Source organism: Bradyrhizobium sp. CCGUVB23 (genome assembly GCF_024199885.1).
Lineage (GTDB): Bacteria > Pseudomonadota > Alphaproteobacteria > Rhizobiales > Xanthobacteraceae > Bradyrhizobium.
This window is the reverse complement of sequence record NZ_JANADQ010000001.1, coordinates 8,543,324-8,560,082: the sequence shown is the minus strand read 5'-3', so window position 1 is coordinate 8,560,082 and position 16,759 is coordinate 8,543,324. Positions and strand designations below refer to the sequence as shown.

Sequence of the window (16,759 nt, the reverse complement as noted above, 5' to 3'; positions counted from 1 at the left end):
GACGCAGGCGCAGAAGGTCAAGGCACGCTGGTTAGGTCCGGAACCGCCTTGGTTCACGATCTTCTGACCCTGTCCGTGGTTTCGGACCGCGCCATCGGCCCCTAATCTGCTCCGCACGCTCGCGCTGAACGGATAGTTCCGACCATGCACAACAAACCATCCACATTGTCCGTGCTTGCAAGCGCCGTGTTTCTCCTTTGCGCCCACCGCGAGGCCTCCGCCATGCTTAAGGATGCCTCCATCAATCACGACACGGGTCAGGCCAAACGCAATTTCGAGCGCATGATCCATTCCGATCATGCCCCCGCAATCGACTGGAAGTCGATGGTGTCGGGCGCTGGCAAGGCGACGCAATAGCGCTAGTTGATGAATGTCGTGAGCTGAGCTCCTTCATCCGCCACGAACACCGCGATCAGCTCCGCCGGCTCCGTGTTGCTCGCATTCGCCGAGACCAGATGCGTGGAGCCCGGCGGTTCGAAGAAGGACTGACCAACCGTGAAGGTCTCGACAGGGCCACCGCCGAGCTGGGAGCGGATCTCGCCCTTGGTGATATAGGCGGTGACGGAGCCGGCGTGCCGGTGCGGCCGCGAGAAGCCGCCCGGGCCGTAAGTGACGCGCACGATGGTGACGCGCTTGCCCGGCACGTTCGGCAGCGCGTAGGAGCCGATCGGCTCGACCTTGTCGAGCGGCGAACCTTCAGCCGCACTCGCGCAAAGCGGCGCCAGCGCGCCGGAGACGGTGTCCATCGTCACCGGCAGCGCCTTTCCAAGGGCTAGCGCACAGGCGAGACCCGCGACGATCGCGAGCGACAGCGGTCGTGATTCAAGCCGCCAGGGTGTGGCGGAGATGGCTGATATCGTTGACGACATCCTGTGTCCTTTCGAAAGGGTATGATCACGACGCCTTGGCGTGCGCCATGGCCGGCCGTTGCGGCGGCGTCCACCGATAGGCGACCCCAAAACGGTTCCAGACGTTGATCGAGGCGATAGCCGAGGTCAGGTACATCAGCTCTACTCCCGAGAATTCGCGGCTTGCCTCGGCATAGACGTCGTCGCTGACACCTTCGGGCAGGAAGGTCAGCGCCTCGGTCCAGGCGAGCGCCGCCCGCTCGCGCGCCGAGAAGGTCGGCGCCTCGCGCCACACCGCGACCAGGTTGAGCTTGTCGACGGGCACGCCGAACCGTTCGGACAGCAGGATATGATGCTGCACGCAGAAGGCGCAGCCGTTGATCTGCGAGGCGCGCAGCTTGACCAGCTCGAGCAGCTGCTTGTCGAGACCGGCATTGGCCGCAAGCTGGCCAAGCGCGAGCGTCAGGTCGTAGGCATCGGGGGCAAGCGCCTTGAAGTCTTCATATTCGCTGCGAGCGTGTGACATGGACCTCACCTCGTGATATTATAAGTGTACTTACAAGTTATCAGGGCTCTTATATTATGCGCAAGCCTCGCCGGATCACAAAGTCGCAAACGGAACGGACGCTGGTTCCGCCCGCCCCCGGCGAAGGCAAACGCGGCGAAGAGGGGTATCTCGGTTATCTCTTGCGCCAGGCCCAGGCCGCCGTAAGGCTCAGCATGGAGCGGAGCCTCGCCGATCTCGGCGTCACGCCGCCGCAATTTGCCGTGCTGACCATGCTGAAGGCCTATCCCGGCCTTTCCGGGGCCGAGGTCGCCCGCCTGACCTTTCTGACGCCGCAGACCGTCGGCGTGATCATCAGCAATCTCGAGCGCGACGGCGCGATCGGCAAGACGCCGCATCCCGTGCACGGCCGTATCCTGCAATGGACACTGACGGCGCGCGGCAAGACGCTCCTGAAGACGTGCCGGGAGCGTGTCCTCGCCCTGGAGCAGCGACTGGCCGCAGGCCTCGACGCGAAGGCGGAAATCACCGTCCGGCGCTGGCTGGCGCGGATCGCAACGGAGTTGCAGCAGGGCTAGGAAGGAACCGGCCTAATCGTCCCAGGACATGTCGGGGAATCCGGTGCCATCACCACCGCGTCCGTAGTTTTCGGCCAGAATCGCCACGATGACGACGATCAACCCGGCGGCAAAGGGCCAGGGATTGGCGCGGATGAGGTCGAACAACTCCTGCATGGCAGCCATTCTGCGGGATGACATGCCAAAGTTCCGTAAATCGATGGGTCGAAAGTCGCCCCTCCGGCGTCAGGTTTCACCAACGAGAGCGCCTGCTTCCGGCTAAGCTGTCTGCATGAACCAGCCTGATTCCTCACCCCATCCGACCCGCCGCACCGCGCTGCAATCCCTGCTCGGCGCAGCAGCCTTCATCGCCTCGCCTGCCCTGGCGGCCACCCCGCCCGGCTTCGATGAATGGCGCGAGAGTTTTCGTGCACGCGCGACGGCCAAGGGTATTTCGGCCGCTACCTGGCAGCGCGCGATGGCGCGCGTCGAGCCGGACATGAGCGTGTTCAAGGAGATCCGCAATCAGCCGGAGTTCAACGAGCAGGTCTGGCAATACATCAACCGTCGCGTGTCCGACTGGCGCATCATCAACGGCAAAATTGCGCTGAAGAACAACGAGGCGCTGTTCGCACGCATCGAGCGTGATTTCGGCGTCGAGCGCGGCACGTTGCTCGCGCTGTGGGGCGTGGAATCCGCCTATGGCGATCCGCTGGTGCAGCAGAACCACATGAAGCCGGTATTTCCCTCGCTTGCCGCGCTCGCCTGGAACGAACCGCGGCGAAAGGCTTATTGGGAGACCGAGCTGATCAATGCGCTACGCATCGTCGACAAGGGCTGGAGCACGCCAGAACAGATGCAAGGCTCCTGGGCGGGCGCGATGGGGCATTCGCAATGGATGCCGGAAGTCTGGCTCAATGTCGGCATCGACTATGACGGCGATGGCAAGGTCTCGCCATTCGGCAAGCCCGACGATGCGCTGGGCTCGACGGCAAAATATCTCGTCAATCGCGGCAAGTGGCACCGTGGCGAGCATTGGGGCTACGAGGTGCGTGCGCCCGCCAACCTGAGCGGCGGTCGAACGTATGCGGCCTGGCAAGCCGCCGGCGTCACGCGCGCCGACGGCCAGCCGTTTCCGCAACCCAATGCATCGGCGCAGATGTGGACGCCTGTCCCGGGCGGCCCGACATTCCTGCTGGGACCGAACTTCTATTCGGTGAAGAGCTACAATCCATCGATGAACTATGCGCTGGCGATCTGCCATCTCGGCGATCGCTGCCTGGGCGCGCCGCCTTTCATCCAGCCCTTCCCCGGCTCCGAGCGCGCACTGACGCTTGCCGAAGTGCAGGAGATGCAGACGCGGCTCACGAAGGCCGGCTTCGACACCGGCGGCACCGACGGCCGCGTCGGCAACGATACCATGAAAGCGATCAAGGATTTTCAGCAGAGGGCCGGCATAACGCCCGCGGACGGTTATGGCGGGCTGAAGGTGCTGGCGAAGCTGCGGCAGGGCTCCTGAACTGATCCTGCCTCAATGCCGGTATTGCGGCTCCTCGGCATCGAGCTGGCGGCGGATGGCGGCGAGATGGAACCGCGCGGATTCGGAATCGCCCTCGCGCATCTGCCTGTAGGTCGCGGCTGCGATCGCGGGATCGACGGGCAGCACCTTGCGCCCCGTCGACATCGCCAGCACCTGCACCTCGGCGGCGCGCTCGAGATAATAGAGATCGTCCCAGGCCTCCGCGATGGACGGGGCGAGCACCATCACGCCGTGATGCTTCATGAAGACGATGTCGGCATCGCCAACCGCGGAAGCGATGCGGGCGCCCTCGCGATTGTCGAGCGCGAGGCCGTTGTAATCGCGATCGACCGCCGTGCGGCCATAGAATTTGAGCGCGGTCTGGCCGGCCCAAATCAGAGGATCGCCCTCGGTCATCGACAGCGCCGTGGCATAGGGCATGTGGGTGTGGAAGGCGACTTTCGCGCGCGGCAGGCACTTATGCATCTCGGCATGGATGTAGAAAGCGGTCGCCTCTGGCACGCCCTCGCCGTCGAGCACGTTGCCATGGAAGTCGCAGATCAGCAGCTTCGACGCGGTCAGCTCGCGGAAGGCGTAGCCATAGGGATTGACGAGGAAGAGGTCGTCGTGGCCCGGCACCACTGCGGAGAAGTGGTTGCAGATGCCCTCCTCAAAGCCGTTCCGCGCCGCCATCCGGAAGCAGGCGGCGAGGTCCTCGCGCGCGGTGCGGATCGCATCGGTGGCGAGGTCCGGACGGTTCGAGCGAACGGGCGCGGGCGCATCGGAATGCAGACTGTGGGCCATGGCAAAGACATCTCTTGGGGTGAGGTCGTTGCCCGGCTTGTACAGGGGCGAGGCGCAGGCGTCAGCCCCTCGCCCCGCCGCCCTGCCCTGCGCCTCACGCCCGCCGCGGCACGCTCCCGGCGTTCATGCCACCGTCGATGACAAGCTCGGTGCCGGTGACGTAGCGCGAGGCGTCGGAGGCGAGATAGAGCACGCCGCTGGCGATCTCCGCGGCCTGCCCTGCACGCGCCAACGGGGTTGCGAGCTTCGCGCGCTCCTCGGGATCGATCGGCGCATTGCCCTGGTTGCCGGCCGGGACCTTGCCCCAGATCGGCGTGTCGATGATACCGGGATGCACCGAGTTGACGCGGATGCCGTCACCAGCGCCAGCGCACTCCATCGCGATCGATTTTGCGAACAGCCGCACGCCGCCCTTGGTGGCCGAATAGGCCGACAGTCCCGGTGCACCGCGCAGACCCGCGAGCGAGGACATCATGATGATGGAGCCGCCACCAAGCTTGCGCATCAATGGCAGGCAGTGCTTGACCGAGAGAAACACGCCGTCGAGGTTGACCGCATTCTGCTTGCGCCAGTCGGCGAGCGTCATGTCGACGATCGAGGGCACGGCGATGCCGATGCCGGCATTGGCGACCAGTACGTCAAGCCGGCCATAGCGTTTTGCGATCTCGGCTGCGATCTCCACCCAGCGCTCCTCGCTGGTGACGTCTTGCTCCAGGAAGATCGCCTTGCCGCCGGCCTTGATGATCCGCGCCACGACCTCGGGGCCACGGAGATCATCGACGTCGGTTGCGATGACTGTTGCGCCCTCCTTCGCCAGCAATTCGACGACGGCTTCGCCGATGCCCGAAGCGCCGCCGGTCACCAGCGCGACCTTTCCCTCTACCTGTCCTGTCATTTGCACTCCCCTTTTTTTGTTGTTGGGTTACGGCTTATCGGATGGTTTGGGGCCCCTGGTCGGGCAAGGCGATATCGATGACGCGGAGTTGCACACGCTCGGCGCCCTGGTAGCGGTCGAGCGACAGCGCGCCCGCGACGTGCAGCTGCTGGCCGCGATTGGCGAGAAGCGCATTGCCGAGCTTCTGGCCGATGGAGCGGAACGCGATGCCGTTGACGATCGCGCCATCGCCCGACTTGAAGCGCAGTCGCAAATGCGCTTGCCCGACCTCGTCGGCATAGACGAGCTGATGCGCCGGCAGCGCCAGCACCGGCTCCGGATTGCCGCTGCCGAAGGGGCCGGCACGATTGAGCGTGTTGGCGAGCTCCGGCGTCACCGCGCGCGCGGACACTGCACCGTCGATAAAGAGCTCGTTGACGTGGCGCGCTTCCGCAACCTCGCGCGCGAGCGCGCTTTCGAGGTAGGCGCGGAATTCGGCGAGCTTCTCCTTGCGAAGCGTGACGCCGGCAGCCATGGCATGCCCGCCGCCTTTCAGCAAAATACCGTCGGCAACGGCCTGCCGTACCGCCTTGCCGAGATCGACGCCGGCGATCGAGCGGCCCGAGCCGGTGCCGATGCCGCCGGGCTCGAGTGCGATGGCAAACGCGGGCCGCGAAAACTTCTCCTTCAGCCGGGAGGCGACGAGGCCGACCACGCCGGGATGCCAGCCTTCGGACGCCGTGACGATCACGCCGAGCTTGTCCTCGAGCCCGATCGAGGCGAGCGCCTCGGCTTCGGCCTGGGCTTCCGCCGCCTGCTCGATGATGCGGCGCTCGCTGTTCAGGCGGTCGAGCTCAGCCGCGATCCGTGCGGCCTCGACGCTGTCGCCCTCCAGCAGCAGCCGCACGCCGAGATCGGCGCGGCCGATGCGCCCGCCCGCATTGATGCGCGGCCCCAGCATGAAGCCGAGATGCCAGGCCTCCGGCGGGCCGTTGAGCCGCGCGATGTCCATCAGCGCGGTGTGGCCGACATGGTCGCGCCGCCGCATCGCGATCAGCCCTTTGGCGACGAAGGCGCGGTTGAGGCCGATGAGCGGCGCCACGTCGGCGACCGTGCCGAGCGCGACGTGATGCAGCATGCCCAGGAGATCCGGCTCGGGCATCTCGGACGTCCAGAAGCCGCGCTGGCGCAGCTCGCGATTGACCGCAACCAGCGTGACCAGCACCAGCCCCACGGCGGCAAGATGGCCGAGGCCGGAGAGATCGTCGAGCCGGTTCGGATTGACCAGCGCGTCGACCGCCGGCAGCTCGGCGCCGGCCTGATGGTGATCGATCACCACCACGGACATGCCGAGCCGTTTTGCTTCGGCGAGCGGCTCGATGCTGGTGGTGCCGCAATCGACGGTCACGAGCAGCGTCGCGCCCTTCGCAGCAAGCGCCCGCACCGCTTCCGTGTTCGGGCCGTAGCCTTCGAAAATGCGGTCAGGAATGTGGATCAGGGGATCGAGCCCGCAATGGCGCAGATGCCAGGCGAGCAGCGCGGCCGAGGTCGCGCCATCGACGTCGTAGTCGCCGAAGATCGCGACCTTCTCGCCCTTCGCAGCGGCCTCCGCGATGCGTTTGGCGGCGGCCTCCATCTCCGTCACCGTGAACGGGTCCGGCAGCAATTTGCGGATGGTCGGATCGAGGAAGTCATTGACCGCGTCGATGTCGACACCGCGCCCGGCCAGCACCCGCGCCAGAAGCTCCGGAAGCTGATGGCGCTGGACGATGGCGAGCGCCCTTGCCGCCCCGCGCGCGTCCAGCCGGTCACGCCAGAGCTTGTCGGTGAGCGAGCGCGCGACGCCGAGGAACGCCTGGGGCAACTCGACGGGCAAGGCGGTGGCGGGCAGCGTCATGATTCGAGGGCTTCGATGGGTTCAGATCAGGCCGGCGGCCTCGGGCAGTCAGGATTCCGCCGGGAAACTCGAGCCATTTGCAATGTCCGGGCCGAACAAAGCAGTGGATTGCCGAAACCGTAAGCGATCTGACTATCATTTGAGCAGTCGCGCCGGCAGCAAATTAAGTGGGCGTTAGGCGGAATCCTCGAAAAAGATCCGTATTCGATCTGTAATTTTTAGTTCCGGGTCATTGCAGGTCAGACTTCATTGCAAGGGAATTCCCTCGATGTCTGCTGCGCTGGCCGTGAAGACCAAGCCGCTTCCCACCGGAACCAATCCTGAACCCGCCGACGACAATTCCGACATCTCCGCGCTGATCAACCGGCTGACGGCTGAGGTCAACCAGATCGCGGTCGACAAGACCAAGGCGATCCAGCAGATCACCAACCAGATGAAGATGCTGGCGCTGAACGCGCTGATCGAGAGCTCGCGCGCCGGCGCGCAGGGCGCGGGCTTCGCCGTGGTGGCGCAGGAGGTGCGCGGCGTCGGCCAGCAGGTCGAGACCATCGCGCGCGAGCTCGAGACCCAACTGACGAAGCGCACCGGCGACCTCGTCTCCTCGATCGAGCGCATGAGCCAACGCTCGCGCGGCGAGCGCATGATGGATCTGTCGCTCAATGCCATCGAGCTGATCGATCGCAACCTCTATGAACGCACCTGCGACGTGCGCTGGTGGGCGACCGACTCGGCCGTTGTCGACTGCGCGGCCTCGCCGAGCGCAGCGGCAGTTTCACACGTCTCGCAGCGTCTCGGCGTCATCCTCGGCGCCTACACCGTTTATCTCGACCTCTGGCTCTGCGACCTCGACGGAAACGTGATCGCCAATGGCCGGGCCGACCGCTTTCGCGTGGTCGGCCAGAACGTCGCCAATACAAGATGGTTTCGCGAGGCGCGCACCTTGCGTTCCGGCGACGATTATGTCGCCGGCGATGTCGAGAACCAGCCGCTGCTCGGCAATGCGCAGGTCGCGACCTATTGCGCGAGCGTGCGCACGGGCGGCGAGGTCAACGGCGCGCCGATCGGCGTGCTCGCCATCCATTTCGACTGGGAGTCGCAGGCCCGCGCCATCGTGCAGGGCGTGCGCGTCGGCGACAGCGACAAGGCGCGCGTGCTGCTGGTCGACTCGAACTTTCGTGTCATCGCCGCCTCCGACGGCCAGGGCATTTTGTCAGAGCGCGTCTCGCTCTCGATGAATGGCCAGCGCTCTGGTTTCTATCACGACCGCACCGGTGCCCTCGTCGCCTTCCACGCCACGCCAGGCTACGAGACCTACCGGGGCTTGGGCTGGTACGGCGTGATCATCTGCGGGGCTTGATCAGCCGAAACGGAATGGCCAACGCTCGGTCGTTCGCCGGCCCGAACAAAAATCGCGAAAACAACCCCATGCAAAGTAGCCGGGAGTAGCGGCCGGAGGCCAACGCATTTCGGACCCCCCTTTGACACGTCGGGCAAATCAGGGGCAATAGTCGATCATCGCGCAGATCACGGCAAGCGGCGGACAGCTTTGCACCCGGGATTTGAATCGCCTCCCCGCAACCGACTGACTATGGTCTGCTGATGTCGCGTCTCGTGTGTCTGTCGATTGCCATCGTTCTGTCGCTACTGCCGGCCGCCGTGACGGCTGCGCCAAGTCACAAGCGGCCGGCGCCCGTCTGGCACGGCTACGGCTTCCTGCCGGGCTATCATCAGCCGCCGAGCAACAGCCTTCCGCTTTATGCCCAGAAAGCCGCGGTGCGGCGCATGGCGCGCAGCAACCGACGCCCATGGTACATTGACCCGGTCCCCAGCTATTACGGGTTTGACGGCAACTGGCACTATTTCGGCCGGCCCGGTTTTTATGGTGGCCGCTACAACAACGGCAGCTTTGGCCCGTGCTGGACGCGGACACCGATCGGACCGATCTGGAATTGCGGCTGACTGCGCATTGCGCTCCGGGAAGTCGGCTGACACGTGGAAGGTGCCCATCGAGATTATCTCCGGGCTCGTCTCAGCGGCGTAGAATCGATTGATCAACCCCCGCGTTCGCTAAATTCGGACACCAGCACAATCATAGCTGCGGTCCGGATAAGCCCGGTTCGCGTTCAGCTCGGAAAACATTGCTATAAAGGTTTGCTATCCATTGCCGACCGCTCGAGGTGATATTGAGATAGCGTATGGCGCTCTGAATTTGCGGGGCGACATTGTTCCAATAGAACTGCGGGTACTTATAAACGACGTCGGCAGGCGTTTCGTAACCGAGCTTCTTGTTCAGCCCGATTTCCTCAAACTCATGGAACAGTGCATTTGCCTTTCTGAGATAGTTGGGATCGCCAAGTTGACCGATAAGATCCGCAGCGCGCAGCAACATTCCTTCCTCTTCGATCAGTTCGTCGTTTGAGGAATCCGTATAAGGAAAGCGCGTAAATTCTATCGCTCGGGCAATTCGGCTCGCATCGACGTCTTCGACACCGTCGAGACGCTCAACAACGAACAACTTCGAGCGGTCCACATGATAGGGTGCGAGGGAGGCGTCCGATGCCCCTCGTGGGAGGCGAATTGTACGGCCGGTCACATCGGCGACGTAGGAGTCTTCGTTGTCTCCTTGAACGATCCCGCGCACGAACCCAATATCGTGCATGAGACAAGCCAGGATGAAATTCGCGTAGTCTACGGCTGTCGTCGGCCGCAACAACATCCGTCCCATCAGGATGTCGTGCCCCGCAAGAGTGACAAGCATAGTGTGTTCTATGTCGTGATACAGAGCGTCGCTGTTGCCAACGCATTCCAATGTAAGTCTCGCAGCAAACGGAAGGACTTCGGTCAGGCCTGCATGCGAAGAACCAAACCGATCTCGAGTATCGGACGTAAGAAATGACGATAACGTATGCGCTAACAGTTCTGGAATCGTGATCACCTGAACACCCGTTCAGAGGGTGAGCTCAACAGAATGGTTGACCTCGTCGACCCAAGATCGTGCCGAGACTTTTGCTCGGAAAGTTGACCTAGATCAAAGGTCAGCCCAGCTATCAAGCTCGCCGTTTGAGCTCGTGCGGGAAGTGCGGTTCGGCGGATGGCCGCCTTGCCGGCGCGTTGACCACTCCGCCCGATGGTTCACGATGCTTGCAGATCGTCATTGGCGACCGCCGCCCACCCGCCCTCCGATATGAATTGCCGGACCTGTCGGACGGTCAGCACACCGCGCCGAAGGGCTCGGCTCGAACTTAGGAGGACAACCAAGCCCATCGCCATCAACAGCACGCCCAGCAAGGTCGCCGTCCATCCCAACCCGTCCTCGCCCACCTCGGCGGCAGGAACTGCAACGGCCGGAGCTGTCGGGGGGACAACCGCGTCGCCGTCGGCCGGCATGGCGGCCAAGAGCATCTCCACGTCGACCTGGCCCCCCTTGGGATCGAGCGGCGTCAGTCGATCGGCCGGGAGCCTGGCTATACCGGGTTCGGACGGCGCGAGCGCCGGGGCCTCCGTAGCAACAACGGGACTGGCATCGGCCACCTTGAGCTCGGGTGCGGACGGCGCATGGCGGTTGGCGTCCGTCGGCGCCGAAGGGAGCAGTTCCGCACGCGCATCCACAACCACCTTTCGGCTGTGTGGGGCGGCCTCTCTTTTCTTCAAAGCGGCGACATGTTTCGCGGCCTGATGGCGAGCGGACTTCTTCCTGATCAGGGTGCCCTCCGCGGCCTGAAACCAGCATTTGCGGCGGCCGTCGAAGCGATAGACCCAATGCTGGCCCTCAGCGGGCGACTTGCCGGGCTGCGACGCACAATCCGAGTTGGATGGAGCTGGCGGCGAGGCTTCCACCGGATCGGCTTGGCCCAATAAGCCAGAGAAGGGATTCGAAAATGCAGGTGACGTCGACAGACCTGCGAGAAGGAGAAAAGCAGCGGAGCAAAACACTCGCAAATGACCGGACATGAAAACCCCCGGTGTTGCGCCCCACCCGGCACGACTTTTGGCTCCAACCTAGGTCGCAATGCGACTCAAATCGGGCAACGCGGAGGCTTCATTCCGCCCGTGCTGGACACGGACACCGTTCGGACCGATCTGGAATTGCGGCCAACGCGCCCGGCAAGTCAGGAGCAACAGTGGATCTTTGCGCCGTTCACCCCGCCGATGAATGGATGACGACACCGTGCTGTTGGGCAATCGTCGCAATGGTCTGGATAGCCGGCGACTGTCCGCCCCGCTTTCCCAACTCGTCGAAGGCACTGAACATGCGATCGAGGCCGGCGCCCGGCATCGCGAACACCAGGAGGCGCGCGGTATCGGTACCAATGTTGCGATAGCCGTGGCGCCGGTGGCGGGGAGCAAAAAGAAACGCCCCGGCGCCGAGACGCAGCGGATCGGTTGCACCTTCGATGTCGACGAGCAGTTCGCCGCTCAGTACATAAAAGGCTTCGTCCTCGCGGGTGTGCGTGTGCGGCGGTGCGCCGCGGCCCGGCGGCACGATGGACTCCCAGATGGAGAACTGCTGGCCGGTATCGCTCGCCATCGCCTTGTAGCTGTGGGTCACACCGAGCACGTCGAGCGTGGGTCCGGTCCCCGGCGCCCGGAAGAGCGGGCTCAATTGCGAAACATCGCGGCTTGCATCGCGGGTCATGACGGTTCCCTCCATATGTCGGGTTGCGATGCGTTGTCGTTTAGCGTGAGTGAACCCCATTGACGCAGTAACGTTCCGCACCCGAGTGATGCCTGCCGTGGCCGCGCGATGTCGGAACCGGCCTCGTCGCCCGGTCGAACGCCACTTGTCGCACCTTCCGCACTTCCCAAATGAGTGGGGTAGCCGCACCGCTTGTTTTCGCGGAAAGCGCGAGGCTCGTCCCAGGTTCTCCGGCGCGGAGACCAGCATGCCCTCACCGGCACCCGCAAACGAAACCCAGAGGCTGGCTGCCCTGCACGCGCTCGACATTGTCGATAGCGCGCCGGAAACCGCTTACGACGAAATCACCGAGCTTGCGGCGCAACTCTGCGGCTGCCCGGTCTCCTATATCAGTTTCATCGACGACGACCGGCGCTGGCTCAAGGCAAGATATGGCTTGCCGGCCGAAGTGACCGACGCACCACGTTCGACCGCCGTGTGCACGACGACGATTTGCGGTACCGAGCTGCTCGTCATTCCAGACCTGAAACAGGATCCACGCTTCGAGAACAGCCCGATGGTCGCGCTGACGCCGTCCTGCCGCTTCTATTGCGGCATGCCGCTCATTACCGATGAAGGCTATGCGCTCGGGACGCTTTGCGTGATGGATTTCGAGCCGCGGCAGCTTTCCTTCGACCAGACCGAGGCCCTGCGAATGCTGTCGCATCAGGTGCTCGCGCAACTGGAGCTCCGCCGCAAGCTGATCGCGTACGGCCAGACGATCAGGGAGCTCGAGCAGGCGCGAGGCGAGACCGCTGTCGAGAGAGCGCGCGCCGAAGAGCTGCTGCGCAACGTCTTGCCGGCGCCGATCGCCGACGAGTTGAAGCGCAGCGGCAGGGTTGCGCCCAAATATACGCGGTCGGCGACCATCCTGTTTGCAGACATCCAGGGCTTTACGCTGCTGGCCGAACGGACCGAGCCGGCCAGGCTCATCAACCTCCTCGACGAGTATTTCTCGGCACTCGACGAAATCGGCGCTCGGTACGGTCTGGAGAAGGTCAAGACCATGGGCGACGCCTACATGGCAGTGGCTGGCGTGCTTTCGCCCGACCGACGGCACTCGATAGACGTTTGTCTGGCGGCCCTGGAGATGCGAGCCCGGCTCGATCACCTGAAGACGCAATGCGAAGCGATTGGCGAACATGCGCTGCAATTACGCATCGGCATCCATACCGGGCCAGTTATTTCCGGCGTTGTCGGTCACCGCAGGATGACCTTCGATATCTGGGGCGATGCGGTCAACACCGCATGGTTCATGGAGGCGTTCGGGCTCGCAGGACGTATCAACGTCTCGGAAACTGTGGCCGGACATGTCCGTGAATTCTTCGAACTGGAGACGCGCGGCCCGATCGAAGCCAAGCACGAACGCACGCACGAAATGTTCTTTCTCAATGGCCTGAAGAAGGAGTACTGCCGCGGCGGGGACCGCCATTTTCCGAATGACCGGTTTCTTGCCGTGTATCACCGTATCGGCGGTTCACGGCTGGCCGCGGAGCGCTGAGAGCGCGCGCGTAGGCTTCACGTTCGGGGAAGCTGTTCGACTTCGGCCTGCTCAGCGAAAGCCGGCGATCATCGTCGCTGGCGCAGAGGTTCATCCTCGTGCCTTCAGCCCCGCTTGAAGCGCGTTGCGCTTTCCTTGCCCTCGGGGAGACTTCCGGCTCGCAATCAAGCGCAACAGTCGGCGATGCAATATCTGCGGATCATAGGGCGGAGGCAGCGGTCCATTCTCGCAAAGCGACGTTGCCACATCGGCTGGCGTTTGGGCGTACCGGTCAGGATCAGCGTAAGGTCGGGCCTGTTGTTTCGGATCCAATTGGCGATACCGAAGCCATCACCGGCCAGCTCGACATTGCTCACAACGATTTCAGGAGTGAACGTATCATCCTCGATGAACAAAATCGCTTCATCCGCCGATTTGGCTTCCAGCACGCGATAGCCACATCCGCGCAGGAACTCGGCGAGCGGCATCCGCATCAGCACGTCACCTTCGGCGAGCAAGATGGTCCGCGTCTTCGTGTCCGGTCGTACGTCCATGCCGGCTAACCGGTGCAGCGCTGGAGCGTTCCTAGCCGTTCAGCAGCGATTTGACCCCTCTGATCACGCGGCCGAAATCCCATGGCTTGGCGAAGAATTCATCGCAGAGAGCATCTTCCGGAGGTCGTTCCGAAGACGTAAGGGCGATCTTGAGATGGGGATGCGTGGTTCTGACAGCTTTCGCCAAACCGACACCGTCCATCGAACCCGGCATCCGAACATCGCTCAGCAACAGCGCCACGGTTATCCCTGACCGCAGGATTTCCAGGGCCTCGTCCGCATCGCTGCATTCGATGACGACCAGCTCCGCGCCCCGCAGTACATCCGCGATCATTGCGCGAACCAGGACGTCGTCGTCCACCACAAGCACCGGGCGCTTCATGAAGCTGTCTGCGACCGGTTCCAGCCTCCCGCCTGTGTTCACTTTCTCACCTGCCTCAATGGGTTCGCATGAGCTAAATCGATCCCGACGACGAAGGTTCCGAGGCGCATCGGTAACTCCCTCGTGCAATAGCCATAGAATGGTCGAGTCGCCTTTAACTGGGTTAAGCGCAGCGTCTGCGACTCCTGGGTCAACCGCAGGGCGGCCTCTGTCGGATCGATGTCATGGCTTATGGTGATCTCTGCTTTTGGCTAACCACTCCAGCAACTCCAGCGCTGTATCGATTTGCTCAAGCTGACGCTCGGTTTCCTGGCGTGAAACGTCCGACGAGCCACTCTCGAGCTGCTTGAGCAGCTGTCGCCTTCGAGCAAGCAGATTTGTCACGGCAGACATGATCGGCAACCAGAGCCGACCTCCGACGTTCCTACGCGCGCCTGACAGCACTCCAGCCTGTTGGTGATGCCGCCCAAACCGGTGGCGACGAACTCCAAGTTGCCGGCGGCTCCGAAGTCAGCCTCTTGAGCGGACACGCTCGGCCGGCCGCACGCAAGCAAAGTTCAGCTACTGTTCGGAATGTGGGAGATCGTCGAAGACCTCGACCAGGCGGAAGCGCTCGCACATCAGCATCATGTCCTCGCTGAATCGTCCGAGCCGTCCGAAATAAGCGCGATGGGCACTCCCCCAATAGGCCAGGCTCCGATCGCCCTCGCCTTCATCGTAGGCAAAGGCGGCGTCGACTTCGTTGAAGCGCCGATACGTGACCTCGGTGGTTTCGATGGCACAGCGCGGTTCTCCGCGTCCGTCGAGGACGACCCAGCGCTCGCCAGGCGTCGAGGTGTTCGGCTCGTCTTCCGTGCTGCACGTTGCGGTCTTGATGCCTTTGATGACCAGTTCGAGCAATTCATCGGCGAGCGCGGGACTGTCGCCGAAGGCGAACGTCCGCAGATGCTGATAGCGTTCGGGAATCGTTTTGCTCATGGTTTTCCGACTTCTTCAGGGAGTGCCGATGCTGCACGGACCTGCTCCAACGGTAAGGGATGACACTTGCCTGGTACGATCGCACCTGATTTAAGCGCACTCCGACCACAACCTGATAGAGAATGCGGGATTTGGCAAATGTCGTATGGTCAGTGATCTGGACACCGCGCCCAGGCTTCGTTTCGGGCTAGTTGCGCCCCTCTATCGAGGACGAGATGCTGCTCATTGGGGTAAACCGATCGCCCTTCACGCGGCGCGTCGCAATAACGCTCAAGATCTATGAGGTGCCGTTCGAGCAGCGGCCTCTTTCAGGCTTCGGCGATCGGGACAAGGTACTCGCAAGCAACCCGCTCGGCCGGATCCCCGCGCTTGTGCTCGACGATGGTGAGACGCTGGTCGACAGCAACGCCATCATCGACCATCTGGACGAAATGTATGGTCGCCATCGCGCCTTGACGCCTGCCGCCGGCCGGGACCGCCGCGCCGTGCAAAAGGTTGCCGCGCTCATGATGGGGGCGTGCGAGAAAGGCCTTCAGGCCGCCTACGAGCGCAATCATCGTCCGCCGGAAAAGCTGCACCAGCCCTGGATCGACGATTGCATGGCGCAGATGACGAATGCGCTAGCTACGATCGATGCAATGATCGAGCAGGGCTCGCCCTATTTGCTGCTCGGCCGTCTCACCCAGGCCGATGTCACCGCTTTCGTCGCGGAACGGCTCGCAAGGGGACTCGGCATCGACACGGCTGCGCGGATGCCACGCCTGCGCGAACTAGCGAAGCGTTTAGCCGACGAGGACACGTTCCGCTCGACCGAGCCTTGAAAGCGACGCATCACTCTCGGGGGGGCCACCAGAGTTTGTAAGCGCCCTGCCCTAGCACCCCAGCCGATCGGCAATCCCGCCAAAATCCTTCGCGACGATGTCCCAGTCGCCCGTGGCTTCGAAGTCGATCTTTTGAAGCGGACCATATTCGGTCGGGCGAGCGACGAAGGCGGTCTTCAAGCCGTGGCTCTGTGCGGCCTTCAGGTCGTAATTGTGGGCGGCGACCATCATCACCTCCTCCGGCTTGAGGCCGAGGAGGCGCGCGGCGCCGAGATAGGTGTCGGGATCGGGCTTGTAGTGCTCGAACAGCTCGGCCGACATCACGAGGTCCCACGGGAGCCTCGCGAACTTCGCCATGTTGGTGAGCAGCGCGACGTTGCCGTTCGACAGCGGCGAGATCACGAATTTGGTCTTCAGCCGCGTCAGGCCGGCGACGCTGTCGGGCCAGGGGTGCAGGCGGTGCCAGCCTTTGGTGAGGTAATCGAGATCAGCTTCGTTAAGGCCCTTGATCGCGAACTTCTCGACCAGCTTCTCCAGCGAGCGGCGGTGCAAATCGTCGAGGATGACATAGCCGCGCTCGGGGTGTTTGCGCACGTCGTCCATCGAGGCGATGTACACCCCGCGCCAGCCGTCGACCAGCGCGGTCCAGTCGGCGGTGATGCCGCGGCCCTTCGCCCACCACACGAAGTCGGTGATCAGGCTGGTGCGCCAGTCGACGACCGTACCGAAGACGTCGAAGACGAGGGCTTTGACGGCGGACAGATCGGACATGTGCGCTTCCTCTTATTTTTATCGTTGTCTTCTTATCGTTGTCATTCCGGGGCGATGCGCAGCATCGAACCCGGAATCTAGAAGTTGTGGCGCG

20 protein-coding genes are annotated in these 16,759 nt (G+C 63.3%); 7 read left to right on the top strand and 13 right to left on the bottom strand.

Annotation, left to right across the window (positions count from 1 at the left end; all coding sequences use genetic code 11):
* Positions 1-222: 222 nt before the first annotated feature.
* A complete protein-coding gene (locus tag NLN62_RS53080) occupies positions 223-357 on the top strand; it encodes a hypothetical protein (RefSeq protein WP_256576054.1) in 135 nt (44 codons plus the stop codon).
* 2 nt (positions 358-359) lie between these two features.
* Here NLN62_RS53080 and NLN62_RS39920 read toward each other — a convergent pair whose 3' ends face one another.
* Both NLN62_RS39920 and NLN62_RS39915 read right to left on the bottom strand, forming a co-directional pair.
* A complete protein-coding gene (locus tag NLN62_RS39920; RefSeq protein ID WP_156944468.1) occupies positions 360-869 on the bottom strand; it encodes a cupin domain-containing protein in 510 nt (169 codons plus the stop codon).
* 25 nt (positions 870-894) lie between these two features.
* On the bottom strand, positions 895-1,374 hold the full coding sequence (locus NLN62_RS39915; protein WP_254112325.1) for a carboxymuconolactone decarboxylase family protein: 480 nt from the start codon (positions 1,372-1,374) through the stop codon (positions 895-897).
* 56 nt (positions 1,375-1,430) lie between these two features.
* Between NLN62_RS39915 and NLN62_RS39910 the strand changes: the two genes are divergently transcribed.
* Positions 1,431-1,931: a MarR family winged helix-turn-helix transcriptional regulator gene (locus NLN62_RS39910; RefSeq protein ID WP_254112324.1), complete on the top strand. Its 501-nt coding sequence runs from the start codon at positions 1,431-1,433 to the stop codon at positions 1,929-1,931.
* 12 nt (positions 1,932-1,943) lie between these two features.
* Here NLN62_RS39910 and NLN62_RS39905 read toward each other — a convergent pair whose 3' ends face one another.
* Entirely contained in the window at positions 1,944-2,111 is a 168-nt protein-coding gene (locus tag NLN62_RS39905) for a hypothetical protein (RefSeq protein WP_254112323.1), read from the bottom strand.
* Between the two features lie 91 nt (positions 2,112-2,202).
* Between NLN62_RS39905 and NLN62_RS39900 the strand changes: the two genes are divergently transcribed.
* Positions 2,203-3,429, top strand: coding sequence for a lytic murein transglycosylase (locus NLN62_RS39900; RefSeq protein ID WP_254112322.1), 1,227 nt, complete (start codon positions 2,203-2,205; stop codon positions 3,427-3,429).
* A 12-nt stretch (positions 3,430-3,441) separates the two neighbouring features.
* Here the strand turns inward: NLN62_RS39900 and NLN62_RS39895 are convergent, their stop codons facing one another.
* From NLN62_RS39895 to recJ, 3 genes are all read right to left on the bottom strand, one after another.
* Positions 3,442-4,233: an aldolase gene (locus NLN62_RS39895; protein WP_254112321.1), complete on the bottom strand. Its 792-nt coding sequence runs from the start codon at positions 4,231-4,233 to the stop codon at positions 3,442-3,444.
* Positions 4,234-4,327: 94 nt separating this feature from the next.
* Positions 4,328-5,128, bottom strand: a complete 801-nt coding sequence (locus NLN62_RS39890) for an SDR family NAD(P)-dependent oxidoreductase (protein ID WP_254112320.1) — start codon at positions 5,126-5,128, stop codon at positions 4,328-4,330.
* A 34-nt stretch (positions 5,129-5,162) separates the two neighbouring features.
* The gene (recJ, locus tag NLN62_RS39885; protein ID WP_254112319.1) at positions 5,163-7,004 is read right to left on the bottom strand and encodes a single-stranded-DNA-specific exonuclease RecJ; all 1,842 of its coding nucleotides are present in this window, start codon (positions 7,002-7,004) and stop codon (positions 5,163-5,165) included.
* Between the two features lie 268 nt (positions 7,005-7,272).
* Between recJ and NLN62_RS39880 the strand changes: the two genes are divergently transcribed.
* Both NLN62_RS39880 and NLN62_RS39875 read left to right on the top strand, forming a co-directional pair.
* A complete protein-coding gene (locus NLN62_RS39880; protein WP_254112318.1) occupies positions 7,273-8,361 on the top strand; it encodes a methyl-accepting chemotaxis protein in 1,089 nt (362 codons plus the stop codon).
* Positions 8,362-8,603: 242 nt separating this feature from the next.
* Positions 8,604-8,963, top strand: coding sequence for a hypothetical protein (locus NLN62_RS39875; RefSeq protein ID WP_254112317.1), 360 nt, complete (start codon positions 8,604-8,606; stop codon positions 8,961-8,963).
* A gap of 130 nt (positions 8,964-9,093) precedes the next feature.
* Here NLN62_RS39875 and NLN62_RS39870 read toward each other — a convergent pair whose 3' ends face one another.
* The 3 genes from NLN62_RS39870 to NLN62_RS39860 all read right to left on the bottom strand — a co-directional run bounded on the left by NLN62_RS39870 (position 9,094) and on the right by NLN62_RS39860 (position 11,640).
* Positions 9,094-9,939: a hypothetical protein gene (locus tag NLN62_RS39870; protein ID WP_027524630.1), complete on the bottom strand. Its 846-nt coding sequence runs from the start codon at positions 9,937-9,939 to the stop codon at positions 9,094-9,096.
* A 197-nt stretch (positions 9,940-10,136) separates the two neighbouring features.
* Positions 10,137-10,955, bottom strand: a complete 819-nt coding sequence (locus NLN62_RS39865) for a hypothetical protein (RefSeq protein ID WP_254112316.1) — start codon at positions 10,953-10,955, stop codon at positions 10,137-10,139.
* A gap of 187 nt (positions 10,956-11,142) precedes the next feature.
* Positions 11,143-11,640, bottom strand: coding sequence for a cupin domain-containing protein (locus NLN62_RS39860; RefSeq protein WP_254112315.1), 498 nt, complete (start codon positions 11,638-11,640; stop codon positions 11,143-11,145).
* A gap of 247 nt (positions 11,641-11,887) precedes the next feature.
* Here NLN62_RS39860 and NLN62_RS39855 point away from each other — a divergent pair, with 247 nt between their 5' ends.
* The gene (locus NLN62_RS39855; RefSeq protein WP_051389856.1) at positions 11,888-13,180 is read left to right on the top strand and encodes an adenylate/guanylate cyclase domain-containing protein; all 1,293 of its coding nucleotides are present in this window, start codon (positions 11,888-11,890) and stop codon (positions 13,178-13,180) included.
* Between the two features lie 164 nt (positions 13,181-13,344).
* On the opposite strand, the gene NLN62_RS39850 is transcribed toward NLN62_RS39855, so the two are convergent.
* From NLN62_RS39850 to NLN62_RS39840, 3 genes are all read right to left on the bottom strand, one after another.
* Positions 13,345-13,677 carry a response regulator gene (locus NLN62_RS39850; RefSeq protein WP_254112314.1) on the bottom strand — a complete coding sequence of 111 codons (333 nt, stop codon included), beginning with the start codon at positions 13,675-13,677 and terminating at the stop codon, positions 13,345-13,347.
* A gap of 67 nt (positions 13,678-13,744) precedes the next feature.
* A complete protein-coding gene (locus tag NLN62_RS39845; protein WP_035663139.1) occupies positions 13,745-14,095 on the bottom strand; it encodes a response regulator in 351 nt (116 codons plus the stop codon).
* A gap of 561 nt (positions 14,096-14,656) precedes the next feature.
* Positions 14,657-15,073: an ASCH domain-containing protein gene (locus NLN62_RS39840; protein WP_254112313.1), complete on the bottom strand. Its 417-nt coding sequence runs from the start codon at positions 15,071-15,073 to the stop codon at positions 14,657-14,659.
* Between the two features lie 215 nt (positions 15,074-15,288).
* Between NLN62_RS39840 and NLN62_RS39835 the strand changes: the two genes are divergently transcribed.
* Positions 15,289-15,894 carry a glutathione S-transferase family protein gene (locus NLN62_RS39835; RefSeq protein WP_156944464.1) on the top strand — a complete coding sequence of 202 codons (606 nt, stop codon included), beginning with the start codon at positions 15,289-15,291 and terminating at the stop codon, positions 15,892-15,894.
* Positions 15,895-15,945: 51 nt separating this feature from the next.
* On the opposite strand, the gene NLN62_RS39830 is transcribed toward NLN62_RS39835, so the two are convergent.
* Positions 15,946-16,665 (bottom strand): haloacid dehalogenase type II, encoded by a 720-nt coding sequence (locus NLN62_RS39830; protein ID WP_254112312.1) that lies wholly within the window; start codon positions 16,663-16,665, stop codon positions 15,946-15,948.
* Positions 16,666-16,759: the final 94 nt, after the last annotated feature.